The sequence below is a fragment of the Amaricoccus macauensis genome, assembly GCF_014201905.1.
Classification (GTDB): Bacteria; Pseudomonadota; Alphaproteobacteria; order Rhodobacterales; family Rhodobacteraceae; genus Amaricoccus; species Amaricoccus macauensis.
Genome location: NZ_JACHFM010000002.1, coordinates 794937 through 819971, shown reverse-complemented (window position 1 = coordinate 819971; position 25035 = coordinate 794937). Strand labels below are relative to the sequence as shown.

General features: G+C 67.6%; 25 protein-coding genes. 12 read left to right on the top strand and 13 right to left on the bottom strand.

Annotation, left to right across the window (positions count from 1 at the left end; genetic code table 11):
* Positions 1-17 precede the first annotated feature (17 nt).
* The 9 genes from ligD (at position 18) to HNP73_RS11375 (ending at position 9018) form a co-directional block, all read left to right on the top strand.
* Entirely contained in the window at positions 18-2525 is a 2508-nt protein-coding gene (ligD, locus tag HNP73_RS11415) for a DNA ligase D (RefSeq protein ID WP_184149104.1), read from the top strand.
* The gene (gene ku / locus HNP73_RS11410) at positions 2492-3382 is read left to right on the top strand and encodes a non-homologous end joining protein Ku (RefSeq protein WP_184149101.1); all 891 of its coding nucleotides are present in this window, start codon (positions 2492-2494) and stop codon (positions 3380-3382) included. Before ligD ends, ku begins: the two co-directional genes overlap by 34 nt.
* Before the next feature lie 8 nt (positions 3383-3390).
* Positions 3391-4479, top strand: coding sequence for a tetratricopeptide repeat protein (locus tag HNP73_RS11405; RefSeq protein WP_343063267.1), 1089 nt, complete (start codon positions 3391-3393; stop codon positions 4477-4479).
* Between the two features lie 7 nt (positions 4480-4486).
* Positions 4487-5116: an alpha/beta family hydrolase gene (locus tag HNP73_RS11400; RefSeq protein ID WP_184149096.1), complete on the top strand. Its 630-nt coding sequence runs from the start codon at positions 4487-4489 to the stop codon at positions 5114-5116.
* Between the two features lie 8 nt (positions 5117-5124).
* Positions 5125-5898 carry an exodeoxyribonuclease III gene (locus HNP73_RS11395; RefSeq protein ID WP_184149093.1) on the top strand — a complete coding sequence of 258 codons (774 nt, stop codon included), beginning with the start codon at positions 5125-5127 and terminating at the stop codon, positions 5896-5898.
* Positions 5899-6133: 235 nt separating this feature from the next.
* On the top strand, positions 6134-6868 hold the full coding sequence (locus tag HNP73_RS11390) for an ABC transporter ATP-binding protein (RefSeq protein WP_184149090.1): 735 nt from the start codon (positions 6134-6136) through the stop codon (positions 6866-6868).
* Positions 6865-7677 carry an ABC transporter permease gene (locus tag HNP73_RS11385; protein ID WP_184149087.1) on the top strand — a complete coding sequence of 271 codons (813 nt, stop codon included), beginning with the start codon at positions 6865-6867 and terminating at the stop codon, positions 7675-7677. The genes HNP73_RS11390 and HNP73_RS11385 overlap by 4 nt, the downstream gene beginning before the upstream one ends.
* A gap of 115 nt (positions 7678-7792) precedes the next feature.
* Complete coding sequence (gene mazG / locus HNP73_RS11380; RefSeq protein ID WP_184149084.1) at positions 7793-8611, top strand: nucleoside triphosphate pyrophosphohydrolase; 819 nt, start codon at positions 7793-7795, stop codon at positions 8609-8611.
* Positions 8611-9018, top strand: a complete 408-nt coding sequence (locus HNP73_RS11375) for a lysozyme inhibitor LprI family protein (RefSeq protein WP_184149081.1) — start codon at positions 8611-8613, stop codon at positions 9016-9018. The genes mazG and HNP73_RS11375 overlap by 1 nt, the downstream gene beginning before the upstream one ends.
* Positions 9019-9146: 128 nt before the next feature.
* Here HNP73_RS11375 and gfa read toward each other — a convergent pair whose 3' ends face one another.
* The 8 genes from gfa to HNP73_RS11335 all read right to left on the bottom strand — a co-directional run bounded on the left by gfa (position 9147) and on the right by HNP73_RS11335 (position 16443).
* Positions 9147-9722, bottom strand: a complete 576-nt coding sequence (gene gfa, locus HNP73_RS11370; protein WP_184149078.1) for an S-(hydroxymethyl)glutathione synthase — start codon at positions 9720-9722, stop codon at positions 9147-9149.
* 118 nt (positions 9723-9840) lie between these two features.
* The gene (locus HNP73_RS11365; protein ID WP_184149075.1) at positions 9841-10347 is read right to left on the bottom strand and encodes a hypothetical protein; all 507 of its coding nucleotides are present in this window, start codon (positions 10345-10347) and stop codon (positions 9841-9843) included.
* A gap of 30 nt (positions 10348-10377) precedes the next feature.
* Complete coding sequence (locus tag HNP73_RS11360) at positions 10378-11340, bottom strand: YVTN family beta-propeller repeat protein (RefSeq protein WP_184149072.1); 963 nt, start codon at positions 11338-11340, stop codon at positions 10378-10380.
* 13 nt (positions 11341-11353) lie between these two features.
* On the bottom strand, positions 11354-12565 hold the full coding sequence (locus HNP73_RS11355; RefSeq protein ID WP_343063265.1) for an ABC transporter substrate-binding protein: 1212 nt from the start codon (positions 12563-12565) through the stop codon (positions 11354-11356).
* Between the two features lie 41 nt (positions 12566-12606).
* On the bottom strand, positions 12607-13149 hold the full coding sequence (locus HNP73_RS11350) for a PQQ-dependent catabolism-associated CXXCW motif protein (RefSeq protein WP_184149069.1): 543 nt from the start codon (positions 13147-13149) through the stop codon (positions 12607-12609).
* Entirely contained in the window at positions 13146-13997 is an 852-nt protein-coding gene (locus tag HNP73_RS11345) for a substrate-binding domain-containing protein (protein WP_184149067.1), read from the bottom strand. The genes HNP73_RS11350 and HNP73_RS11345 overlap by 4 nt, the downstream gene beginning before the upstream one ends.
* Positions 13981-14487 carry a c-type cytochrome, methanol metabolism-related gene (locus tag HNP73_RS11340; RefSeq protein WP_184149064.1) on the bottom strand — a complete coding sequence of 169 codons (507 nt, stop codon included), beginning with the start codon at positions 14485-14487 and terminating at the stop codon, positions 13981-13983. The genes HNP73_RS11345 and HNP73_RS11340 overlap by 17 nt, the downstream gene beginning before the upstream one ends.
* 147 nt (positions 14488-14634) lie before the next feature.
* Positions 14635-16443, bottom strand: coding sequence for a methanol/ethanol family PQQ-dependent dehydrogenase (locus tag HNP73_RS11335; protein WP_184149061.1), 1809 nt, complete (start codon positions 16441-16443; stop codon positions 14635-14637).
* Between the two features lie 608 nt (positions 16444-17051).
* Between HNP73_RS11335 and HNP73_RS11330 the strand changes: the two genes are divergently transcribed.
* Positions 17052-19220 carry a tetratricopeptide repeat protein gene (locus HNP73_RS11330; protein WP_184149058.1) on the top strand — a complete coding sequence of 723 codons (2169 nt, stop codon included), beginning with the start codon at positions 17052-17054 and terminating at the stop codon, positions 19218-19220.
* A gap of 146 nt (positions 19221-19366) precedes the next feature.
* On the opposite strand, the gene HNP73_RS11325 is transcribed toward HNP73_RS11330, so the two are convergent.
* Positions 19367-20494: an S-(hydroxymethyl)glutathione dehydrogenase/class III alcohol dehydrogenase gene (locus HNP73_RS11325; protein ID WP_184149055.1), complete on the bottom strand. Its 1128-nt coding sequence runs from the start codon at positions 20492-20494 to the stop codon at positions 19367-19369.
* A 190-nt stretch (positions 20495-20684) separates the two neighbouring features.
* Entirely contained in the window at positions 20685-20894 is a 210-nt protein-coding gene (locus tag HNP73_RS11320; protein ID WP_184149052.1) for a hypothetical protein, read from the bottom strand.
* 124 nt (positions 20895-21018) lie between these two features.
* On the opposite strand from HNP73_RS11320, the gene HNP73_RS11315 reads away from it, so the two are divergent.
* A complete protein-coding gene (locus HNP73_RS11315) occupies positions 21019-21627 on the top strand; it encodes a hypothetical protein (RefSeq protein WP_184149049.1) in 609 nt (202 codons plus the stop codon).
* A 190-nt stretch (positions 21628-21817) separates the two neighbouring features.
* Here the strand turns inward: HNP73_RS11315 and HNP73_RS11310 are convergent, their stop codons facing one another.
* Positions 21818-22837: a quinoprotein relay system zinc metallohydrolase 2 gene (locus HNP73_RS11310; RefSeq protein WP_184149046.1), complete on the bottom strand. Its 1020-nt coding sequence runs from the start codon at positions 22835-22837 to the stop codon at positions 21818-21820.
* A 74-nt stretch (positions 22838-22911) separates the two neighbouring features.
* On the opposite strand from HNP73_RS11310, the gene HNP73_RS11305 reads away from it, so the two are divergent.
* On the top strand, positions 22912-23718 hold the full coding sequence (locus tag HNP73_RS11305) for a quinoprotein dehydrogenase-associated SoxYZ-like carrier (protein WP_184149043.1): 807 nt from the start codon (positions 22912-22914) through the stop codon (positions 23716-23718).
* Positions 23719-23726: 8 nt separating this feature from the next.
* Here HNP73_RS11305 and HNP73_RS11300 read toward each other — a convergent pair whose 3' ends face one another.
* Positions 23727-24215, bottom strand: coding sequence for a hypothetical protein (locus tag HNP73_RS11300; RefSeq protein ID WP_184149040.1), 489 nt, complete (start codon positions 24213-24215; stop codon positions 23727-23729).
* A 125-nt stretch (positions 24216-24340) separates the two neighbouring features.
* Positions 24341-25021: an aspartate/glutamate racemase family protein gene (locus HNP73_RS11295; RefSeq protein ID WP_184149038.1), complete on the bottom strand. Its 681-nt coding sequence runs from the start codon at positions 25019-25021 to the stop codon at positions 24341-24343.
* Between the last annotated feature and the right edge of the window lie 14 nt (positions 25022-25035).

The window sequence follows — 25035 nt, the reverse complement described above, 5'->3', positions numbered from 1 at the left end:
GCCCTACCCTTCCCGGCATGGCGAAGCAGCCGCTCGAGGACTACCGCGCGAAGCGGGACTTTCAGCGCACGGACGAACCGTCGGGGCATCTCGCCGGGGCGGACGGCAACCGGTTCGTCGTCCACAAGCACCATGCCTCGCATGAGCACTACGACCTGCGCCTCGAACTCGGCGGGGTGCTGAAGAGCTGGGCGGTGCCGAAAGGCCCGTCGCTCGACCCCAGGGAGAAGCGCCTCGCTGTCGAGACCGAGGACCATCCGGTCGAGTACATCGACTTCGAGGGGGTGATCCCGGCGGGGGAGTACGGCGGCGGCCAGATGATCGTCTGGGACACCGGCACATGGGCGCCGATGGGCGACCCGGAGGCCGATCTGGCGAAGGGCGCCTTCAAGTTCCGCCTCGCGGGCAAAAAGCTGACCGGCGGCTGGATGCTCGCACGTCTGAAGCCAAGGCCGGGCGAGAAGAAGACGAACTGGCTGCTCTTCAAGGAGCGCGATCCCTCGGCGGAGCCGGACGGCGACATTCTCACCGAGCGGCCAGAGAGCGTGAAGTCCGGCCGCCGGATCGAGGAGCTTGCGCCGCCCGCGCGGGAGCCGGCCGGCGCCGCGCGGAAACGGCTCCAGCCCGGGCGGCTGCCGGGGGCGGTCAAGGGGACCGGCCCGGTCGCCCCGGCGCCGCAGCTCGCGACCGCTGCCCCGGCGCCGCCAGGTGGCGAGGACTGGCTGCACGAGATCAAGCTCGACGGCTACCGCACGCTTGCCTTTCTCGATGCCGGCTCTGCCCGGCTCGTCACCCGCAGCGGGCTCGACTGGACGCATCGCTATGGCGATCTCGGCGCAGCCATCGCCGCGCTTCCCTGCCGCGAGGCGATCCTGGACGGTGAGATCGTCGTGCAGGACGGCGCCGGCATCAGCCGCTTCACGCTGCTGCAGGAAGCGCTGTCGCGCGGGGCGAAAACCGAACTCGTCTATTTCGCCTTCGACCTGCTGCGCCTCGATGGCTGGGATCTGACGGCCGTGCCGCTCGACCGCCGCAAGGCGCTGCTTGCGCAGCTTCTCGACGGCGGGGGCGCGCGCTCGGCGATCCAGCTCAGCGAGCATGTCCGGGGCGGTGGGCCGGCGTTCTACGAGAGCGTCTCCCAGATGGGGCTCGAGGGCGTCGTCTCGAAGCGCGCCAGCGCGCCCTACCAGTCGGGGCGATCGAAGAGCTGGCTGAAGGTAAAGGCGAAGCTCTCGGGAGACTTCGTCATCGCGGGCTATACCCTCTCGGAGAAGGCGGACGGGCTTGGGGCGCTGGCGCTCGGCGAATGGGTGGAGGGCGACCTCGCCTATCGCGGCAAGGTCGGCACCGGCTTCGATGCGAAGACCCTCGCCGATCTGCTTGCACGTCTGCGACCGCTCGAGGATCCGGGGCTCTCGCTTCCAGGCGCACCCCGGGACGTACGCCCGGTGCGCCCGGTCCTGACCGCGCGGATCCAGTACTCGAATCTCACCTCCGACGGATCGGTGCGTCATGGCGTCTTCGTGGGGCTGCGCGAGGCGGCGGTCTCCGCTGACGCTCCGGCGCCGCGCGCCCGGCTGGTGACGGAGGCCGATCTCGCCGCCGTCTGGGTGACGAATCCGACCCGGCGGCTCTTCGGGCGCTCCGGCCCCACCAAGCTCGACGTCGCGGTCTACTACGCGGCGATCGGGGACTTCCTGCTGCCGCATGTCTTTGGCCGGCCCGTCAGCCTGGTGCGCTGCCCGACCGGCAAGCCCGAGGACTGCTTCTTCCAGCGGCATGCGTTCGTCGGGATGCCGGAGGGCGTCGAGAGCTTCGAGACGCGCGTCAGCGACGAGACGGACCGGAGGTATCTGACCATCGCCACGGCGCGGGGCTATCTGGCGCTGGCGCAGTTCGGGGTCGTCGAGTTCCATGCGTGGGGGGCGGAGGTTGCCGACCTCGAACACCCGGACCGGGTGGTCTTCGACCTCGACCCGGGCGAGGGCATTGCCTGGCGCGAGGTGGTCGAGGCGGCGGTCCATGTGCGGGACGAACTCGGCAGGCTCGGGCTCACGGGCTTTGCCAAGACCACGGGCGGCAAGGGGGTTCACGTCGTCGTGCCGGTGACGCGGCGCCTCGACTGGAAGTCGGTGCACGCGGCCACTGGCGAGATCGCCACGGCGATCGCCGCGACCGCGCCCGACACCTTCACCACCACCATGGGCGCCTCGAACCGCAAGCGGCGCATCTTCATCGACTTCCACCGCAATGCCCGCAGCGCCACCGCCGTGGCGCCGTATTCGTTGCGTGCGCGCAACAATCTGCCGGCATCGGCGCCCTTGTCCTGGGGAAATCTCGAAGCGATCGACGATCCGGCCGATCTGAACTATTCTTCTCTTCCGGCGCTCGTGGCCGCGTCAGGCGATGCCTGGGCCACCATCGCAGATCACGCGGGGGAGCTTCCGGCACCGCAACGCGTTGATGCCGGAACCACAAGGGGAGGCCGAGCATGGCCCCGAGAGCGAGCTGGAAGGGATACCTGAAACTGAGCCTGGTGAGCTGCCCGGTGCGGCTCTATCCGGCGACGAGTTCAAGCGAGAGGGTGCGCTTCAACCAGTTGCACAAGACGACTCACAACCGGATAAACATGAAACCGGTGGACCCGGAACTCGGCCTTGTCGACCGCGCGGATCTCGTCAAGGGCTACGAGTACGAGGACAAGAAGTACATCATCATCGACGATGACGATCTTGAGGCGGTCAAGCTCGAGTCAAACCATACCCTGAACATCGAGGCCTTCGTCGATGCGGCCGAGGTGGACGTGATCTATCAGGACGCGCCCTACTATCTCGCGCCCGATGGCGCGATGGCGGAGGAGACCTTCATCGTGCTGCGCGAGGCGATGCGCGAGGCGAAGAAGGTCGCGATCGCCCGGCTGGTCCTCTCCAGCCGCGAGCGGGTGGTGACGATCGGCGCGCTGGAGAAGGGGATGTTCGTCTGCACGCTCCGGGCGCCGAACGAGGTGCGCGCGACGTCGGCCTATTTCGACTCGATCCCCGACGCGGCGCCGGACCCCGAAATGCTCGGGCTGGCCGAGGCGCTCATCAAGCAGAAGACCACGGAGTTCGACCCGAAGCAGTATGAAGATCGCTACGAGCAGGCGCTCATGGCGATGATCAAGGAGAAGCTGAAGGGCCACAAGCCGATCATCGCCGAAGCACCGGAACGCGGCAACGTGGTGAACCTGATGGACGCGCTGAAGGCGAGCCTCGGGCAGTCGAAGCCAGCGGCGGCGAGCAAGAGCAAACCCGCTGCCCCGGAGGCGGACTCCGCACCGGCGGAGAAGCCAAAGCGCGCCGCCTCGGGCACCCGCAGGAGCCCGGCCAAGGCCAAGGGATGACCCCGGACGTGCGCGGCCCTGCCTTTCGCGACGCGAGCGTCGGGCTCGTCGGCGCGCTCAGCGGGCTGTCGCGCCGGCAGGTGGCGCGCGAGATCGCCACGCGCGGCGGCCGCTTCCACCGCAGCGTCACGCGGGGCACGACCGTCGTCGTCTTCGGACGACGGCTCCTCGCCCGCGAAACCGGAACCGCCATCGCTGCCCGGATCGCGGCCGCAGAGGCGCCCGGGCGGGTGCTGCTGAGCGAAGCCGGGCTCCTGCGGCGCCTCACCGGGACCGAACCCGCCGATCCGGGCGTGCTCTCGCGCGAGGCGATGGTGGAGCAATCGGGGCTCTCGGCCACCAGCTTCGCGGCCCTCGCGCTCTTCGACGGGTTCTGGCGGGATGCCGCACCTTTCGCCTTCCGCGACCTGATCCTCGCGCGCAAGTATGCCGGGCTGATGGCCTCCGGCGCCGGCTGGGGTGCGATCGTGCGCTCGGTGCATCGGGTCGGACCGGCGACTTCGCTCACCGCGGCGGCGCTCCGGGTCGATGACGGGCTCGTCTACGCGGAGCACGGCGGCCGCCTCGCGGAGCTCGACGGCCAGTTGCTGCTCGGGCTCGACGCGCCGGGTGAAGACGACGACGCGAGCTTCGACGAGGCCGAGGTCGCCGAGGCCGCCGGCAATCTCGCGGGTGCCGCCATGCTCTATGCCCGCGTGCTGGCCGCCGACCCGGCCGACGCGGTCGCGGCCTTCAACCGCGCCAACTGTCTCGCGCGGATCGGCCGTGCCGCGGAGGCGGAAGCCGACTATGCCCGTGCCCTCAATCTCGACCCGGCGTTCGTCGAGGCCTGGTTCAATCTCGCGAACCTCGCGCGCGACCGGGGCCGCACTGATGCGGCGCGCCAGCACCTGACGCGCGCACTTGTGATAGACCCCGGCTACGCGGATGCGGTCTACAATCTCGCCGCACTCGAGTTCGATGCCGGGGATCTGCCCGCTGCTGCGGTGATGTGGCAGCGCTACCTGACCCTCGACGCCGATTCAGAGTGGGCACACGCGGCGGAACGGGGCCTGAGCTATGTGGCCCTCGCGACGGCGCGCGGAACGACGGGGTAGGTTGGTCATGTTCCTTTTCGATGGCCCGGAGGATGCGCCCGCGACGGTGCTCCTCGCCCACGGTGCCGGTGCGCCGATGGATTCGGCCGCCATGACGGCATTGGCGCGCGCGCTGGCCGCGACGGGTCTCAGGGTGGCGCGCTTCGAATTCGCCTACATGGCGGCCCGGCGCGATGGTGGCGGGGTGAAGCCGCCGCCGCGCGCCGACAGCCTCGTGCCGGCCTATCGCGCCGTGGTGGCGGCCCTCGACGCCACCGGACCGCTCGTCATCGGCGGCAAGTCCATGGGCGGCAGGGTGGCGAGCATGGCGGTCGATGATCTCCACGCCGAGGGCCGCGCGGCGGGCCTGCTCTGCCTTGGCTATCCGTTCCATCCCCCCGGCAAGCCCGAGACGCTGCGCACCGCGCACCTCGAACGACTCGCGGCGCCGGCGCTCATCTGTCAGGGCACGCGCGATCCCTTTGGCACACGCGAGGAAGTGGCGGAGTACGCGCTGTCGCCCTCGATCGAAGTCTTCTGGCTCGATGACGGCGACCACGACCTGCGTCCGCGCAAGTCGGTGAGCGGCCTGACGGCGGCCGAGCATCTGGCGAGCACCGCATCCCGGGTGCGTGCCTGGGTCAGTACGCTGCCCTGAGCGGTTCGATGCGGATCGCCACCTTCAACATCAACAACGTGGTGCGCCGCCTGCCGAACCTGCTCGACTGGCTCGAGGCGACGCGCCCCGACGTTGCATGCCTCCAGGAACTGAAGGCGACGGATGCCGCCTTCCCCGCCGCTGCCCTCGCGGACGCAGGTTACGGCGCGGTCTGGCGGGGCGAGCGGACGTGGAACGGTGTGGCGATCCTTGCGCGCGACGCTGAGCCGATCCTGACCCTTGATGCCCTCCCCGGTGACGATGGCGACAACCAGAGCCGCTATATCGAGGCGGCGGTGCGGGGCGTGCTCATCGCCTCGCTTTACGCGCCGAACGGCAACCCGCAGCCGGGGCCGAAGTTCGACTACAAGCTCTCGTGGCTCGACCGCATGCGGGCGCACGGGCGGGAGTTGCTCGGCGCGGGCGTGCCGGCGGTCCTCGCCGGCGACTGGAACGTGGTGCCGGAGCCCCGCGACGTCTATCCGACGCGCTCCTATGATGACAACGCGCTGGTGCAGCCCGCACCGCGCGCGGCTTACGCCCGGATTCTCGGTGACGGCTGGACGGACGCGCTGCGCCACCTGCACTCGGATGCGACGATCTACACCTTCTGGGACTACCGCCGGAACCGCTGGCCGCGCGATGCGGGCATGCGGCTCGACCACCTCCTGGTGAGCCCGGCCGCCCTGCCCCGCCTCACCGCCGCCGGCGTTGACCGCGACGTGCGCGGGCGCCCGGAAGCGAGCGACCATGCGCCCACGTGGATCGAGCTGGCGGAGTGAGGGCAGTCGTGACGGTGACGCCAGACCGGGGGCTGGCAGGCGACAAATCCCTCCTCAACCGCCCATGGGGGAGCAGGCGCGCCGGCCACGGGCGGAAGGCTCCCTGCCGCAGACGGGGTGACGCCCGCTCCGGTCGTCGGATGATCCGTGGCGGTCCCGCCATCATGCGACGGAGGTCTGGTTGCCATCCCGTCGGTGCCGGCCGATAGTCGCGCGCGCGCCCTCGGGAGGAATGATGACCGACGCTCTCAACGTCGACCAGGTGAGCCACGCGTTCGGCAAGCTGAAGGCGCTCGACGGCGTCAGTCTCACCGTACCCGCCGGGCGCTTCGTGGCGCTGCTCGGGGTGAACGGCGCAGGCAAGACCACGCTGTTCTCGCTCGTGACACGGCTCTACGACAACGTTTCGGGCAAGATCGCGGTCTGCGGCCACGACCTGCGCCGGACGCCGGGGCCAGCACTTGCCGAGCTCGGCGTCGTCTTCCAGAGCCGCGCCCTCGACGCGGATCTCTCGATCGCCCAGAACCTCGCCTATCATGCCGCGCTCCACGGCCTGCCGCCCCGCGTCGCCCGCGAGCGGGCGCGTGATACCGTTGCGGCGGTCGGCCTTTCGGATCGCATGGGAAAGCGCGTCGCCGAACTCTCGGGTGGCCAGCAGCGCCGGGCCGAGATTGCCCGCGCGCTCCTGCACCGCCCGAAGCTCATCCTGCTCGACGAGGCGACTGCCGGGCTCGACGTGCGCTCGCGCCGCGAGGTCGGCCGATCGGTGCGCGATCTGGCGCAGCGCGAGGGGGTCGGCATCCTCTGGGCGACACACCTTTTCGACGAGATCGAGCCGGAGGATCTCGTCGTCATCCTGCACCGGGGCCGGGTGCTCGCCAGCGGCACCGCCGCGGAGATCGCGGGCTCCGACGGGCTCGCCGAACGCTTCCTCCAGATGACCGGCCTCGAACGCGAGGCGCTGCCATGAGCCTGACCGATCTCAGCTGGCGCGGCCGGGCGCGTGCGTTCCACGGCATCGTCTGGCGCGAGGCGCTGCGCTTCCTGCGCCAGCGCGAGCGCTTCCTTTCCGCGCTGGTACGCCCGCTCGTCTGGCTCTTCATCTTCGCGGCCGGCTTTCGCGCCGTCCTCGGCATCTCGATCACCGCGCCCTACCAGACCTACGTGCTCTACGAGGTCTACGTGACCCCGGGGCTCGTCGCGATGATCCAGCTTTTCAACGGCCTGCAATCCTCGCTCTCGATGGTCTACGACCGCGAGACCGGCGCGATGCGCACCCTGCTCGTGAGCCCATTCCCCCGCTGGTACGTGCTCACCGCGAAGCTGCTTGCGGGCGTCTTCGTCTCGATCCTGCAGGTCTACGCCTTCCTGCTGATCGCGTGGTTCTGGGGGATCGAACCACCGCTCTGGGGCTACGTGACCGTCCTGCCCGCGCTGCTGCTCTCGGGAATGATGCTGGGCTCGCTCGGGCTGTTCCTCTCGTCGGCGATCCGCCAGCTCGAGAACTTCGCCGGCGTGATGAACTTCGTCATCTTCCCGATGTTCTTCGCCTCGTCGGCGCTCTATCCGATCTGGCGGTTGCAGGAGTCGAGCGTGCTTCTGGCCAACATCGCCCGCGCCAACCCCTTCACCCACTCGGTCGAACTCATCCGCTTCGCGCTTTATCTTCAGGTGAACTGGAACTCGCTCGCCGTCGTCGTCGGCTGCACCGTGCTGTTCCTCGGCGCGTCGATCTGGGCCTACGATCCGTCGAAGGGGCTGATCGCGCGCAAGCGCTGAGCGCTCCCCGAATGGGAATCCGAGATCCGGCCGGGGCGCACCCTCGTTGCGCCTGCGATGCCGCTCACGCTCTCTCCCCTTGGCGCCATCCGGCCCAGCCGCTAGGGTCCGCCGCATGGACGACATGCCCCACTCCGACGCCACCGCCGAGACCGAAATGCGGCGCCTCATCGCCATCATGGCGCGGCTTCGCGACCCTGAGCGCGGCTGCCCGTGGGACGTGGTGCAGGACTTCGCGTCGATCGCGCCCTACACCATCGAGGAGGCGTACGAGGTCGCCGACGCCATCGAGAAGGGCGACATGGCCGAGCTTCGCGCCGAACTCGGGGACCTGCTCTTTCAGGCGGTGTTCCACGCCCGGATGGCGGAAGAAGCCGGCCACTTCGACTTTGCCGACGTGGCGCGCGGCATCGCCGACAAGATGGTTCGCCGCCATCCGCACGTCTTCGGCGACGAGAACCGCGACCGGACGCCGGAGGAGCAGACCGTCGCGTGGGAGGCGATCAAGGCAGCCGAACGCGCAGGCAAGCCCGCCGAGACCGGCGTCCTCGCGGGCGTCGCCACCGGCCTGCCGGCGCTCACCCGGGCGGTGAAGTTGCAGAATCGCGCGGCGCGGGTCGGCTTCGACTGGCCGAACACCGGCGAGGTCATCGACAAGATCACCGAGGAGACCGCCGAACTGGTCGAGGCGCGCGACAGCGGGTCGTCGGACAAGCTCGTAGAGGAATACGGCGACCTGATGTTCGTCATGGCAAATCTCGGTCGCCACCTCGGCGTTGACCCCGAGGCCGCACTCCGGGCGGCGAACGCCAAGTTCACCAGGCGCTTCGAGGCCATCGAGGCGGCCCTCGCCGCCGAGGGCCGCAAGCCTGCGGACGCGACGCTCGCGGAGATGGATGCACTCTGGGATGCCGCCAAGGCCCGGGGGCTCTGATGCGGGCGCTTCTCGCCGGATTGCTCTGCATCGCCGGCCTTGCTGGCGCTGCATCAGCCGAGGACTGCACGACGCTCGCAACGCAGCTTGAGATGAACGACTGCGCCGCCCGGGCCTTCGATGCCGCAGACGCCGACCTGAACCGGACCTATGGAGACGTCGTCGCGCGACTCGCCGACGACCCCGCCGGGCTCGGGAAGCTGAGGGCGGCCGAGCGCGCGTGGGTCGCCTTTCGGGACGCGGAGTGCGGTTTTGCGGCGAAGGGCGTCGAGACCGGCAGCATCTACCCGATGATCCTCTTCGCCTGCCGGCAAGCGATGACCGAGGATCGTCTGGCGACGCTCAAGGGGTATCTCGTTTGCCCTGAAGGGGATCTTGCCTGCCCGGTCCCACGGCAACCCGACTGAACCCACACTCCTGCGGCCGGAAGGGCGCCCGCCCCGGGGGAGGAGTCGAGGCGGGCGCGGCCCGGGCACTCGGGGTGTCCGGGCCCGGAGCGGGGCGCATCCGAAGCGGGCACCCCGCCCCCAAGGTCTCAGGCCTCGCGGTACGTGCCCTTGGACTTTGCCACATGTGTGGCGATCGCGTCCATCAGCGGCGGCGAAAGGCAGTCATAGGGTTCGAGCGTGAGCTCGGTCAGCCGGGCACGGATGCCGTCCATCTTCGACGGAGGCGTGCCCTGCTCGATGATCGACGAAACGAACGCCGCAAAGCCCGGCGCCGACCAGCCGCTGTCGTCGGACAGCTCGGTGTGAACGAAATCGAGCCCGTAGAACGGATGCTCCTTGCTCTCGATGCGCCCGTACATGTGGACGCCGCAATCGGCACAGGCGTAACGCTGGATCGTCTTCGACTCGTCGACGATCTTCAGCTTGCCCTCGTTCGCGGTGACCGAGAGCTTGTCGCGCGGCACGACGGCGACGACCGAGAACGGGGCGCCTTCGGGCTTCCAGCACAGGCTGCAGCCGCAGACGTGATTGTGCGCCGTGTTCGAGGCAAGCGTGACCTCGACCTTGTCGCTGGCGCAATGGCAGTGGAGCGTGCCCCCTGCCATGTCAGCGCGGCCAGGCTTCACGCCCCCGTCGACGGATGGATGGATCGCAACGGCCATTCTCGTCTCCCTCCTGGTTGTTGGGTGGCCCGACCGTTGTCCCCGGTCGTGGCCACCCTGCGCAATCACACTAAAGTCCCTCCCCGGCGGACACGGGTCGCGCCCAAGGGGGATGGCCTCATTCGATGGTGAATTTCGCCTTCTGGGTGTCGCCACTCGCACCACGAAGCCTCAGTTCATAGGTACCGGGGGTGATCGCCACGAAGGACAGCTCCACCTCACCCGCGTCGTCGAACTCGATCGAATCAAGGCCGAGCGGCCGGACCTCCAGATCGTTGATGACGACCTCGTTGATCCAGACGTTGCGGAACAGTCCCGGCCCTTCGATCGCCAGTTCCGCTGTGCCGTCCGACGCGATCACGATGCGGTAGTAGCCGCCCGAGAGGAGCTTGTACTCCCCGGCGCTCTGCATCGCCCCGGCAGTCAGCTTGACCGGATCGAGATCGGTGCGGTTCGAGCGTTCCATGAGGCCGGCGGCGCCGATTTCAAGGGTACGGGCACCAAATGCCTGCGCGGCCGGGGCCGCCGCGGCCGCCGGAGCGGCATCGTCATCGTCGTCGGCCCACGCGGCGACCCCGGTGGCAAGGAGCGTCGCAGCGGCGACGCTCATCAGAAGTGTCTTCATGGTAGTTCTCCCTTGGGCAACTTGCCGTCTTCAGTTCGGCGAGACCGCAACGCCCCACGGTTGCTGGCCCACCTGCACAGACTTGATGACCTTGTCGCTGGCCACGTCGATGACGGAGATGTCATTCGAGATGCCATTGGTGGTGAAGAGATACTTCTCGTCCGGGGTGAAGGCGAGCTGCCAGACCCGCTGTCCGACGAGAAGATAGTCCTTCACCTCCCAGGTCTTGCCGTCGATCACAGCTACCCGGTTCGACGGCCCGAGAGCCACATAGACCTTCGAGTCGTCCTGCGTGATGCGGATACCGACCGGCTGGATCGCTTCCTGCGGAATGCCCGGGACTGCGAATTCAATCCGTTTCAGGACTTCCTGATTGGCCGGGTCGATCACGGTAACCGTGCCGCCGATCTCCGCGGAAACATAGAGATACTTGCCGTCGTTGGTGAACTGCGCGAAGCGCGGGCGCTGGTCGACGAGCACGTTCGCGAAGATCTGGTGGGTCGATGTGTCGATGAAGTGCGCCATGTTGGTGGTCTCGGAGGTGTTCACCAGCACCTTGCCGTCCGGGCTGATCCCCATACCCTCCGGCTCGACGCCTACCGGGATCTCGGCGAGCACGGTGCCCTTGTCCACGTCGATCGCGGTGACGAGATTGTCGTCCTCGTTCGCGACGTAGAGCGGATTGCCGGAGGGATGCAGGACCCCGAGCTCCGGGTCAGGGCCGGAGGGCAGCGTTGTCGTGATCGTCTTCGTCTCGGTGTCGAGCACCTCCACGTGATCGTCGTCGGAGGTGAGGATGTAGAGCCGCTTGCCGTCGGGACTGATGTTGATGCCCCGGGGCCGCTGACCGACGTCGATGGTGTCGGTCACTTCGAGCGTTTCACTGTCGAGAATGCTGATTGAGTTCCCGCGCTCATTGCTGACGTAGACCGAATAGGCCGATGCCGGGAGCGCGGCGCCGATGAAGGCGGCGGTGACAAGAAGTTGACGCATGGCTTTCCCCTTCTCAGCCGTGATTCTTGCAGGTGGTTTCAGGCTGGTCCGTTCCGAGGGTGTCGAGAGTGGAGACCTGATGGACAAAAGCCTCCTGCGGCGAGACCGAGACCGTCATGTCACCGGCCACGAGCAGGATCGGCTGGCGCAACTGCCCATCCCAGCTGCGGAACGACACCGGGTCGCCCTTGAAGGCACCCAGCTTCAGATCCGGGCCTTCGATGTATTCGACAATCTTGGCGAACTCCGTCGAGTGCGTGCGGGTCGCGCCTTCGCCAAGCGCGCGGATCGCCACCCAGGCGTTCCAGTCCTCGGAGCGCATCGAACGCGGCGACTGCTTCTCGAAGCGGGTCTGGAGCTGTGTTCCGCCCCAGGCTTCCTGCGCGGCGTGCCAGCTCAGGGGCTCAAGCCCCGCGGAACCCGCCACCGGCCGCGGATCCCAGGTGTGATAGGGCAGATACCCGGCGAAGACCTCGCTGTCGTCCGCCGCGATGACCACATCGTGCTCGGCCGCCGACTGGGTGAAGACCGGCATCTGGGTCTGTACCTGCACGGTGCCGGAGTCGGTCCGGCGCGCGCCGCCGGTATCCTCATAGACCCGTTCCTCGACGACCTTCGCGCCGAACTTCGCGGCCGAGGTCTTGTAGTGCTCGGCGAGGTCCTTGTCCGCCGGGTGCGATCCCTCGATCAGGAACCACTTGTCCCAGCGCTTGGTGACGAAGTACTGCGCCACCGCGTCCGTCAGCATCGATCGGCTCGGCGCGGTGTGCAGCAGGTTCGCCCGGCAGTCCTCGCCGCGCAGCCGGTCATCGGGCGCGGACGCGTTCAGCACCAGCGCCCTGTCCCCGGCGGCGTCGGCCATGGCGAGCGTGGTGTCCGCGTCGGCCATCGTCACGATGAAGCGGATGCCCTTGGCAATCATCGCCTCGACGGTCGCGGTTGCCTGCTCCGGTGGGACCGACGCGGTCGCGAGGGTGAACTCCTGACCCATGAAGCTGCCGGTCGTATTGTTGTCAGCCACGGCCAGTTCGGCCCCGGCAAACCCGAGATCGGGTGGCGGCAGCCGCAGGCGGGACAGCGGCAACGGTGAATTCGCCTCCACGCGCACGATGCCGGTTGCCACCACATCGGCTGCCGTCGCAGCAACCGGCGCCAGCGCCAGTGCTGCTGCAAGCAGGATTGTCCGGCAACAAGTGGCTCCGTCGGCCCTCAAAGGGTCTGTCACACGTCACTCCTTCCATTCATTCGCCAGTTCAGGGCGACCGGCTATCCACCGGGCTGGAATGGCTGTGCGGTCTCCAGAGACCATCCGTTCTCCGACCAACCGTCAACGCCGTCCGGATACCAGAACACCCGTGTATAACCGAACTCGACTGCACGGCGGGCCGCGTTCCAGGACATCCAGCAGTCACGCTTGCAAAATATCACCACAGGAGCCTCGGGGTCGCCCTGTGTGACAGCCTCAAGACCGCTGCGCAGATAGTCAAGTGTTTCGGGCGCAAGTTCAGCGTATCCGGTGTTTGGTAGCCAGAGGGCACCCGGGATACTGCCGTGAGGTGCTTCGCGCCAAATGGTTCCTTCCGGCAGCTCGGGCTTTGGCGCGCGCGGCAGCGCGTCGACGAACCCCACGACGCCAGTGAGCCAGAGGGCGTGCGCGGCCGCATCGCCGATCACCTCGGCCCCCTTCAGGGTGTCCGGAACCTCGGCCAGATACGGCTCGCCTCGGTAGCCGTCCGGCTCGGACACGTCAGCCGCCCCGGCTGGGGCGGCTGCAAGAGCGAGCGCCACGAGGAGCGCCGCGCGTTTCATGGCGTTGGCAGTTCTTTCAGTTCCGTCCCGCTGTCATTCAGCAGTGGCACGCCGAAGTCCGTCAGGATCTGGTCGATCTCAGGCTGCACCTTGCGGATCTCGGAATTGAGTGTGCGTTTCCATCGATCCTCGCCCGGCCGGACTCCCATGGTGATCCGATAGAACAGGCGCGGCGCTTCCGTCTCATGGATAAGCGGCGTCACCACGAGCTTGTCATCATAGTTCTTGGCGAGCGGTCCGGCGATCGGTCCCCACATCAGCGCGGCATCGACCTTGCCGTCTGCGAGATCCGCCAGCAGATCCTCGTTCGGATGGTAGAGTCGGGTATCGACCATCAGGCTGTAGCTCACCGCATCAGGGATCATCCCGAGCCGGGCAAGATGCGTGCCGGGCGGCGTGTTGGCGATATAGCCGATCTTGCGGCCTTTCAGCCGCGGATCCTCGATCGTCGTCACGTCATGCAGGTCACTGTCGGCCCGCGTGACGATGACATAGGCCGAGGTGTAGTAGGCATTGGTGTTGAGCACGAGTTCGTCGCCCTGAGCGTAGCCCATGATGACGTCACATTCCACCGCCGTGAGCGTCCGGCGCACGAAGCCCTGCGCCATCGGAAACCACGTGTACTGCAGTTCCCGGCCAAGATGCTCGGCCATGAGCTCGGCAATCTTGTTCTCGAACCCCTCTCCGGCCTTGTCGCTGAGCGGCTTGTTGGCGGGGTCGGCACAGACCCGAAACGCCGTGGGCGAAACCAGGTCGGCGACCTGCGCGCGACCGGATGCGGGAATAGCCGCGGCGATGAGCGCCGCGGCGAAAATTGTCCGACCGGACAGGTCAACCCATGCAGGCATTCTCTGCCTCAGTGAAGGAGGCCGGCTTGTCCGCGTGCTTGGCGGGGCGGCCGCGAGGAACCTCACCCGATCCCACCGCGCGAAGGTAGATGTAGATATCGTCGAGGTAGCACATGATGTTCTTGTTGGTGCCGAAGCTCGGCATCACAAGATTGCCTTCCTTCTTGCCGTTCACCACGATGTCGGTGAACGTGTAGTAGTCGATGTTCTCTACCGACTTGACGAGTGCGGGAGCGTAGCTCGACCCCTGCCCGTCCGGTCCGTGGCAGACGTGGCATTCCGAGTGATAGCGCCGGAACCCGGAGAACGTGTACCAGTCGACGCTGCCCTGATCGTCGACCTTGAAGGTCGGTGTGCCGTCCTCGGCCGACCACTTGCCATCCTCTTCGGACACTGCGGCGGCTGGACCGGGCTTGTCCTGGGCCATGGCGCTGCCGGCCATGAGTGCAACGGTTGCCAGTCCTGCCAGAATCGGTCTCGCTAGAGTCATTGGGGTCCTCCCGGGTCGTTTCCGGATTGCTCAGGTTCTTCGTCTGACGTTCTGTTGCGTCTTTCGACGCGTCACGTCCCTGCCTCAAAGCAACGGGCGAAACACGGACTGTGTTCCGCCCGCCGATAGGGCTCCGTCGTCCTGGCGTCAGTTCGGCAGCTGGAACATGGTCAGCTGTCCGCCAAGAGCGGTGTAGTCACTGAGTGCAGCGTACCCGCCGACCGCGCCGAGGCCGTCGTTGGGGTTGGTAAGACCGGCCGCGAGACCGATACCCGCCCAGCCGCCGATGCCCGAGAGCACGCCGACGTACTGCTTGTCGTTACGCTCGTAGGTGAAGACGTTGCCGATGATGCCCGAGGGGGTCTTGAACTTGTAGAGTTCCTTGCCCGTCTCGGCGTCGACCGCCTTCAGGTAGCCTTCGAGCGTGCCGTAGAACACGATGCCGCCCTTGGTCGCGAGCGCGCCCGACCACACCGAGAACTGCTCGGGCAGCGACCACTTGATCTCGCCCTTGACCGGGTCCCAGGCGATGAAGTTGCCCATGCCGCCGTGGCTGTCCGGCGCCGGGAACATCGAGAGCGTCGCGCCGACGAACGGCTGGCCCGCGGTGTAGCTGACACGGAACGGCTCGTAGTCCATGCAGACGTGGTTGGTCGGCACATACATGAGCTGGGTGTCGGGCGACCACGCCGCCGGCTGCTGGTCCTTGGTGCCGAGCGCCGCCGGGCAGATGCCCTGCGTGTTGACGTCCTCGCCGTTGTGCTCGGTCGACATCGCGTCGACCACCGCCGGACGGCCGTAGGTCGGCGAGTTCGGATCCATGTCGACGCCGGTGGTCCAGTTCACCGTCGGATCGTACTTTTCGGCGACGAGAAGCTCGCCGGTGTCACGATCGAGGGTGTAGGCGAGGCCGTTCCGGTCCGGGTGGAACAGGAGCTTGCGGTCCTTGCCGTCCATCTGGGCGTCGAACAGCACCATCTCGTTGACGCCGTCGTAGTCCCATTCGTCGTGCGGCGTCATCTGGTAGAGCCACTTCGCCATGCCCGTGTCCGGGTTACGCGCGAAGATCGTCATCGAGTACTTGTTGTCGCCAGGACGCTGCGCCGGGTTCCAGGTCGAGGGGTTGCCGGTGCCGTAGTAGACCAGGTCGAGTTCAGGGTCATAGCTGAACCAGCCCCAGGTGGTGCCGCCGCCGGTCTTCCACTGGTCGCCTTCCCAGGACGCGAGCGAGCTGTCCTTGCCGATCGGCTTTCCAAGCGCGGTGGTCTTCTCCGGGTCGACGAGGATCTCGTCATCCGGGCCGGTGGAGTACGCGCGCCACGCGAGGCTGCCGTCCTTGGTGTTGTAGGCAGTCAGGCTGCCGCGCACACCGAACTCGCCACCCGAGATGCCGACGAGGACCTTGTCCTTGATCGGAATGACGGTCGTGGTGTTGGTCTCACCCTTCGTCGGGTCGCCGTTCTTCACGCTCCACTTGACCGCACCGGTCTTCGCGTCGAGCGCGACCAGCGTCGTGTCGGCCTGATGCAGGAAGAGCGTGTCGTCCGCATAGGCGAGGCCGCGATAGACGGTGTCGCAGCACATGACGGCGATCACGTCCGGGTTCTGCGACGGCTCGTAGCGCCAGACGATCTTGCCGTCCTGCTCGAGATCCAGCGCGTAGATGATGTTGGGGAACGGCGTATGGACATACATCATGTTCCCGATCACGAGGGGTGAGCCCTCATGGCCGCGCAGCACACCGGTGGAGAACGACCATGCGACCTGCAGATCCTTGACGTTGTCCTTGTTGATCTGGTCTAGAGTCGAATAGCGCGTGTTGGCGTAGTCGCCGGTCTGGATCGCCCAGTTCGCCGGGCTCTTCGACAACTCCAGCACACTGTCGTTGGCGAACGCCGGCAGACTTGCCGTCGCTAAGAGCGCCGCAACCAGCGACGTGACACCGCGTAGCGTCATTCCTTGTCCTCCCGAAAAGCTCGCCCCGGTCTCCCGGCTGTTCCGCCCCGAGGCCCCGGGCGGGCCGTTCAGACTCTCCTGCGCTGGCTCGTCCAGCGTCCCGATCTGTAGGAGAAATATCACCTCGCTGTGTTGAGCGGTCAACGTAAAACCCGCGCTCAGGACCAAAGAACTACGCCGTCATACTTCTTGGATACGGGCCCCTCGCATGCTGCCCCGCAACGGAGCGTTTCGCCATTATATTAATTATATCAATATGTTACATTGGATGCATATCGGCCGGTCGGCGAAGCGATTCCCGCGCGCCGGCAAGGTAAAAATGCACCCTGTGACCTTCGGGAAGTAGTGTTCCCCATGCCCAAAAATCCCGAGTTCACAGGGTCCGCCCGGAACGCCCCGCTCCGTGTATCGATCGACGAGCTTCGAGCCATTGGCGCGCGCCCGTTTACTGAAGCTGGCTTCCGACTGTGAATCCTGCACTTTGCGCCGTGCGGACCCCGGCGCCCCCTGCCCCAACGGCCATCCAATCGAGGTTCGGCGCCGTGCTGCATTGCTTGACAGTCTTCCCGGACACGGCAAGACACTTGTCCCGCACCCGGAGAAATACTGTGCCCGCGTTCACCATCACGACCTGGATGGCCTTCGCGAACTTCGCTGTTGCCAGTTGGCGGCTCGCGGTCGGGCCGGCCGCAGGTGACCGCCTGGCAGCGCTCACCGACATCTTGAGTGGCAAGTGTTCGCTCGATGCCGCCTTCGCCACGACAGGCCTGGACGCAATCGCCGCCGAAGTGGAGCGAACCGCCGAGGAGCAGGCCCAACACTTCACCCACGCCGGCCCCGCGCGCGACGACGCGATCGCGCTCTTTAAGCAGGTGGCCTCCGATGCGTTCGCCCACCCGGCCACCTTCGCCGCGGGCCGTCTCGACCCGGCGCTCATCACCGAGGGCATGGTCGCCGCGCTCCGCGGCGGCCCACACGCACCCGACTTCTTCGCGACGCCACTCCCGGAGCAATTCTTCCGCAGCGTTGCCCGCGCAACGCTGGAAGTCATGCTCAACCGTGCCGACATCATCGCTGCCCTCTCCCCGGCGCTCTGGCGCGAGCAGATGGCGATGACCGGGGAAATTCGGGCCGACACGTCCGAGATCAGGAACGAGACGGCCGCGATCAAGGACGTGTCCGCCGAGACCCTCGCGCTCGTCCGCGAACACCTTGAGATCAAGGAGACGACCGTCCCGGAGATCATCCTGATCGCGATGGCCCGCAAGATCCTGCCGCACGTCGCCACCCGCGACGAGGCTCTGCGCACCCTCGACGCCGCCGCCGACCGCGCCGCCGAGTCCCTGGCCAGTGGCGAAGCTGGCTCAAACGTCGACACCTTCGTCGACGCCACCCTTCGCGAGCTCGCTACCCTCACCGCCCACGGCCGACTCGACGCCGCCGCGCAGATCGCTGACCACGCCGTTTCACAGGCCAAGGCCGGATACCTCCAACTCCTCGAAGCGGCCATCCGCCAGCATCTGATCGCGTCCGACGCCGAAGGCGCCGCCCGGTACATCGTGGAGAAGCTGGCATTCCAGTATCCCGATGCTCGGGAACGCTTCGCCGCCTTCGCCAGAGAATGGCACGAGTGGCACCAGCGCGGTGACAATGCCGGGATGCGTGTCGATCACGAAGTGTCGGTCGCGCTCGCCCGCATCACCGCCGAGACCTGCCGGGACCCCGAGGATCGGGATCAGGCCCTCTTGTGGCAAACCATGTCACTCACCACGCTGGGCGCGCGGGAGACGAGCGGCAACAGGTTTCGGGAGGCGCTGCAACTCACCGAGCGGACCCTGAGCGAATGCGATCGGAGCAGGACGCCGAAACGCTGGGCTCACTGGCAGAAGACACTCGGCAATCTTCTCAGTGAGATCGGCTCCCGCGACCCGACGACCGGAGCACTCCCGAAGGCAATCTGTGCCTACCGTAAGGCCCTGCAGGTCTGTCGCCGACACACCTTCCCGGGTGACTGGGCAGGCGTGAAAATGAACCTTGGAGCCGCATACCGTCGGATCGGTGAGGGCGAAGACGGAACACGCCGGCTCAGATACGCCGTCACCGCAATCGAAGGCGCTGCCGCGGAGTTTCACCGCCTGGGCGACCGGAAAGCTGCGGCCTCCGCCGCGTTTCTCCTTGGCAATGTGCTCACGACGCTTGGGCAGAAGGAGGACTGCACGGCGCGGCTGCGCGAGGCGGTTGCAGCTTATCGCTCATCGTTGGCCGCAACTGACCGACGCACCTATCCCGCGGATTGGGCGTTGCGCAGGTTTCAACTCGGCAACGTCCTGCGAATGGTGGGCGCTCGCGACGAGGATCCGTACGTCTTGCTCAGAGCGGCGGCAGCGATCCGCCCGACATTGAAAGAGCTTTGGGAACGCGATGAGCGGCGCTACTGGATCGCCGCCAAGGTGAACTTCGGGGACGTTCTGCGGACCTTCGGCGACCTGAAGAAGCAGGCGGACATCGCGAGATGCGCGATCTCGGTCTACCGTGAGGTGCTGGAGGTGATCCCGCGCCGCGACCTGCCGAAAGACTGGGGGACCGCGAAGGAAGGTCTTGCGCGCGCTCTCGCTGTCGAGGCCGATCTGGCCGACCTGCGTCACGCTCCTTCTCGCGTCCGCCATGCGGCGGCACTCGTGCAGATCGACGATGCGATCACCGCGTTCGAGGAGGCAGGTGCGTGGCCGGACGTGCGCCGGGCGGTGGCGTTCCGCGAGAGCTTGGCCGATCGCTGATCCGGCCAGTCCGTTAACCTCATTAACCCTTTGGCCGAGGCGCGAAATCTGCATCCGACGTGCACGCCCCATTTGGCCGTTCATCTCGGTCAATAGAGCGATTCCAGCCAGTTGACGAACCGGGGGCCGAAGCCCCCGGGCGGTGATCAGTAGACGACGACCGAGCGGATCGACTCGCCGGCGTGCATCAGGTCGAAGCCCTTGTTGATGTCCTCGAGCCGCAGCAGGTGGGTGATCATCGGGTCGATCTGGATCTTCTTCTCCATGTACCAGTCGACGATCTTCGGAACGTCGGTCCGGCCACGGGCGCCGCCGAAGGCGGAGCCGATCCACTGCCGGCCGGTCACCAGCTGGAACGGACGGGTTGAGATCTCCGCACCCGCCGGCGCCACGCCGATCACCACCGACTTGCCCCAGCCGCGATGCGAGCATTCGAGGGCCTGCCGCATCACCGTCACGTTGCCGGTGCAGTCGAAGGTGTAGTCCGCACCGCCGATCTGGTCGGCACCCCGCTTCGTCATGTTGACGAGATAGGGCACGATGTCGCCATCGATTTCCTTCGGGTTGACGAAGTGCGTCATCCCGAACCGTTCGCCCCATTCCTTGCGGTCGTTGTTGAGGTCGACGCCGATGATCATGTCGGCCCCGGCCATCTTCAGGCCCTGCAGCACGTTGAGGCCGATGCCGCCGAGACCGAACACCACCGCCGTCGAGCCCTGCTCGACCTGAGCCGTGTTGATGACCGCGCCGACGCCCGTCGTCACGCCGCAACCGATGTAGCAGATCTTCTCGAACGGCGCGTCCTCACGGACCTTCGCCACGGCGATCTCCGGCAGCACGGTGTAGTTCGAGAACGTCGAGCACCCCATGTAGTGGAAGATCGGCTTGCCCTTGTAGGAGAAGCGCGTGGTGCCATCGGGCATCAGCCCCTGGCCCTGCGTCGAGCGGATCGCGGTGCAGAGGTTCGTCTTGCGGCTGAGGCAGGACGGGCACTCGCGGCACTCGGGCGTGTAGAGCGGAATGACGTGATCGCCCTTCTTCAGCGACTTCACGCCCGGGCCAACCTCGACGACGACGCCCGCGCCCTCGTGGCCGAGGATCGACGGAAAGAGACCTTCGGGGTCGGCACCCGAGAGGGTGAACTCGTCAGTGTGGCAGATGCCGGTCGCCTTGATCTCGACCATCACCTCGCCTTCCTTCGGGCCTTCGAGATCGACTTCGACGATCTCCAGCGGCTTGCCGGCCTCGAAGGCCACGGCGGCCTTGGTGCGCATATACTCCCTCCCAGTTTGCGATAACGACCGTCCACACCGAAACAGCGGCGCCCCCGGCCCTTGAAGACGGCCGAACCTTAGCGCGTCGGTCTGCCGCCCGAAACTCCTATCAAAGTCGCGGGAGACGTGATGACGCCGGAGCGGCTATCCCGCCCGGCGGTCAGCCCCCGCCTTCACGCCTCCCCCGCCTTCACGCTTCCTCGGAGCGCCGGGAGGAGTCCTGGCAGTGCCACGCGCCGATCCGGTAGCCGGGGTGCTCCACGCTCCAGGTCGCGAGCGTTGGCGGCGCCTCCTTGAGGCAGGCCATCGCGCCGCCGCCCTCGGTGATGAAGCCCAGCGTCCTTTGCTCGCACACGTCGGGGTGGCCGATCAGGCAAGCCATGAATACCAGCTCGATCATTCGCGCCTCCTTCGACTTTGGCGTGGTGGATTTCACGCCCCGCGCATCCTATCACTGCAATCCAAGAGCATATCACGACTCCCCGCACGGCGATGCCGGTCATTGGTAGGAGGAAACCCGGAAAATGCGTGCCCTCATTCCGCTCGCACTCCTCGCGCCGCTCTGCTTCGCGGCACCCGCCCTCGCCCAGCAGGAGATCGATCCGGACTGGCCCTGCATCCAGCGCAAGGTGCCAGAGCTGTCGATCGGCCAGATGTGGTCCGCTGCCCTGCCGCAGGACGGCGCCGAACCTGACCGCGCGGCCATCGACCTTGCCGCGCGGATCACGCCGCGCCGGGTGAGCGACGACGAGGTGAGGGACATCGCGTCGGCCTACGCCGCGACGCTCACGCCCGAGGAGCGGCCGGAGCGGCTCGCGGAGGTTTTCGCCTCGGTCCTCGACCGGATCAACACCGAGCGGGCCCAGGTCATCAGCGGCATCTCGCGCTACTCGCACCGCCAGATCGAGATGGCCGACCGCATTGCCGCGCGCGAGGCCTCGCTGGCGGAACTCGAGAAGGTCCCCGAGGATCAGCGTGACATGGACCGGTTCGAGGAAGAGGCCGACGGGGTCAAGTGGGACACCCGGGTCTATCGCGACCGGCAGCAGTCGCTCACCTATGTCTGCGAGACGCCGGTCCTGCTGGAGCAGCGCGCCTTCTCGATCGCCCGGCTCCTGCAGGGGATGATCTGAGGCGGGAGCGGCGCCCTCGGGGAGCCCGGCGGGCTCCCGCTCGGCCACCGCTTGGCGCTCCGCCGCCTTTGCGGCTTCGCTCCGGCGGAACGGGCTTGCGCCCGTGAGTCGAGGTTTCTCCCCGCCTGTGGGCGGGGCCCCTCGTCCCTGCCCGATAGGGTTTCTGCCCGTATGAAATCCGGAACGGCGCCTACTCCCACTCCAGTTCGCGGTAGGCGGCCGTTGCGTTTCGCGCGTTGAAGTCGTCGAAAAGCTGCCAGCCGTCAGCGAGGTCGCTTCCGACATGCGCGCTCGCCGTGCCGAGGCTCTCCCCCGCATCGAGGGCGGCGCGGGTCTCACGGACCAGCGCTTCCAGGTAGGCAGCCGTCGGTGCGGCGCCGGCGGGCCAGTCGAGCGCCGGCCTGCCATGCCCCGGCACCACCCGTGCCGCGGGCTGCGACGCGAGGCTCGCAAGCACCGTGATCCATCCCGGTGCCGAGCCGTCGAGCGACGGGGCGTGGTGGTCAAAGACCAGATCACCGAGGAACCATGTGCCGGTCGCGGAGTCGCGTGCCGTCAGGTCGTTGTCGGTGTGGGCCGTCGGATGCGTGGCGAGGGTCAGGGTGCGCCCGCCGAGGTCGAGGGTTTCGGTGGCCGGAATGGTGCGGTCGGGCAGGACGAGGCTGCTGCCGAGCGCCGCTTCCGGCCCCACCTGCCGGGTCAGGGCGTCAGTGTAGCTCTCGGCCCGGGCGCCGAGAGCCGCGGGCAGCCGGTCGCTCGCGAGGATTTCGGCGCCGGCTTCGCGGAACACCTCCGAGCCGAATACGTGGTCGGGGTGCATGTGGGTGAGGACGAGCCAGCGCACCGGAAGCGCGGTCCGGGCCCGGATCGCGCCGTAGAGCGCTTCGCCGATCGCCCGGGTGTTGCCGGCATCGATCACCGCCACCGCGGTCTCGCCGATGACGAATCCGAGATTGGCGATGTCGCCGCGGTTCTCCGGGCTCGCGAGCGCCACCTCGCCGGTGTGGACGAAGACGCCCGGCGCCACCTGCTCGACGGTGAGCGCGGGGACATCGCCTGCCTCCGCGCAGCGGCTGCCGCGCAGGGTCAGTCCCGGATGCGCCGCCGTCCACGCCGCCGCCCGATCAGGGTCGCAGTCTCCGGGCAGGAGCCGCTCGGCGCAGATCCCGGGCGCCGCGGCGAGGCAGAGGCTCGCCAGAAGTCCGATCATCCTCGACCTCCGTCCACTTTGCCCGGACGGGCTGTCGCGCTACTATGCGCACACGCGACCCGCGGGAGGATCCCATGATTGTTCGGTGGCGCTTCGGCGCCGTTTTCCTCGCCAGCTTTCTCGCCGTTCAGCCGGCGCTTGCCGACGGCCAGCCGGCCGCGCCGCCGCTCCAGCCGAGCGACAGCTGGACGGCGATCCGGGACGATGTGGCCGCGCCCGGCGAAATCCGCGATGGCGCAGGGCTCTACGCGATCGAGGCGCCGATGCGGGCCGAGGACGCAGCCGCGGTGCCGGTGCACATCACCGCCGCTCCCGGCGCGCCCGGGATCAGGAAGCTCACCCTCGTCATCGACGAGAACCCGGCGCCGGTTGCCGCGACCTTCGAGTTCGGCGCGGCGATGCAGCCGCTCGATCTCGAGATGCGCGTCCGGGTGGATGCCTACTCCAACGTCCGCGTGCTGGTCGAGGCGGCGGACGGCAACCAGTACATGACCGGCCGCTATGTGCGGGCCTCCGGCGGCTGTTCCGCGCCGGCCGCCGCTGACGCCGTGGCGGCGAAGGCGAGCCTCGGCCAGATGAAGGTGCGCTGGTTCGACACCGATCCCGATGGCCGGCGCGAGGCGCAGGTCATGCTGCGCCATCCGAACAATTCCGGGTTGCAGCGCGATCAGGTGAGCCTGCTCTTCATCCCCGCCGACTTCGTCGACACGCTCGCCGTCACCGAGGGCGACGAGACCCTCTTCACCGTGACCGGCGGCATCTCGATCAGCGAAAACCCGACGTTCCGCTTCCGCTATCACCCGAACGGCGCGCCGATCTCGGTCCGCGCCACCGACACCGACGGCGGGGTCTACCAGGGCAGCTTCCCGGTCGACAGCTGAGCTCGGTTCTAGAAGCAGCGCACGCTCCCCTCGGCCTGAGCGCGGCGCAGTTGCTGCACGAAGACCTTGGCGGGGGCCGCGTTGCGCATGGCCTCGACCCGCTCGCCGCTGGTCTGCATCAGGGCCAGCACCGCCTCGGCCTCCACGTAGTCGTCATAGGGCACGATCGAAGCGATGACGTCGATCGAGCAGGAGCAACGGCGCAGGATGTCGGCGGTCCGGCCATTCGTTGCCATGCAGGCGAAGACGTACTCTGCACGGGACTCGGTCGGGTAATCGTTGACGGCGCTTGCGTCCGGCCCCGCCATCGGGCCGCCTGTCACGCCGGCAGTTCCGGCGGAGAGCGAGGGATCCGGCCCGAGCGTGGCGCCCACGGTGGCCTCCGACGCCACGCCGGGGGCGGGCGTGGCGCCCGGCAGACCCTGCGCGAGCGCGGGGATGGAGAGACCTGCGGCGAGGCCTATGACCGCGACAAGGGCGAGGACTGCGAGTTTCATGGGTTCCTCCAGGGCACGCCGGCGCCGCGCGGGCCCGGTCCTTGCCGCGATTCTAGCGACCGGCGGGCGGGTGGCAAGGCGACCTTGGCACGCCCCCGTCAACTGAACCCGTCAACCGATCCCGGTCATCCCATGCGACTGCGGCTGATGTGGCTCGCGTCAACGCCCGACAGCCGCGCCTTGAGGCAGGCAACCGCGGCGTGCGGCGCCGACGTCACCCGCGCCGTGATCCGCTCCTGGGTCATGGCAAGCGCCTGAGCAGTGGAGAAATGCGCCAGCATGACCGTATCGCAGCCCACGAGCGACGCGGCCGCCTCGGCGACGAGTCGGTTATGCTCGTAAGCGTCTCCGCGTCGAAGCGCGTCCATCGCCCCCTCTGCCAGCACCGTCTGGAGTGGCACCCGGCCGCCGGCGGCCTCGGCGAACTCGGTTTCCATCGAATCGATCGACCGGCCGAAGGTCGCGACCATCCCCGCCGAGCGGGCGGTGGCGAGCACGTCGCTGAACATCGCCTCGTTGGGTTTCAGGACCGGCACGATGTGTTCACGCTGTACCGCTTCGATCGCCGGACCGAAGGCGGAGCAGGTGTAGAGCACGCCGTTCGCACCGCTGCGCACCGCGTAGGCACCGAGATCCCGGATGCGATCGCTCAGCGCCGGGGTAAGCTCGGCATCGAGCGTCCGGTCGGGGCTGAGCGAATCGTCGAGGATGTTCACCAGCTCCGCCTCGGGCCACAACTCCCCGAACGCGGCGCGGATCGGCGCCATGGCGATCTCGACTGCGTGGATGAGGGCGATTCTGGACATGAGCCTGTCCTAAT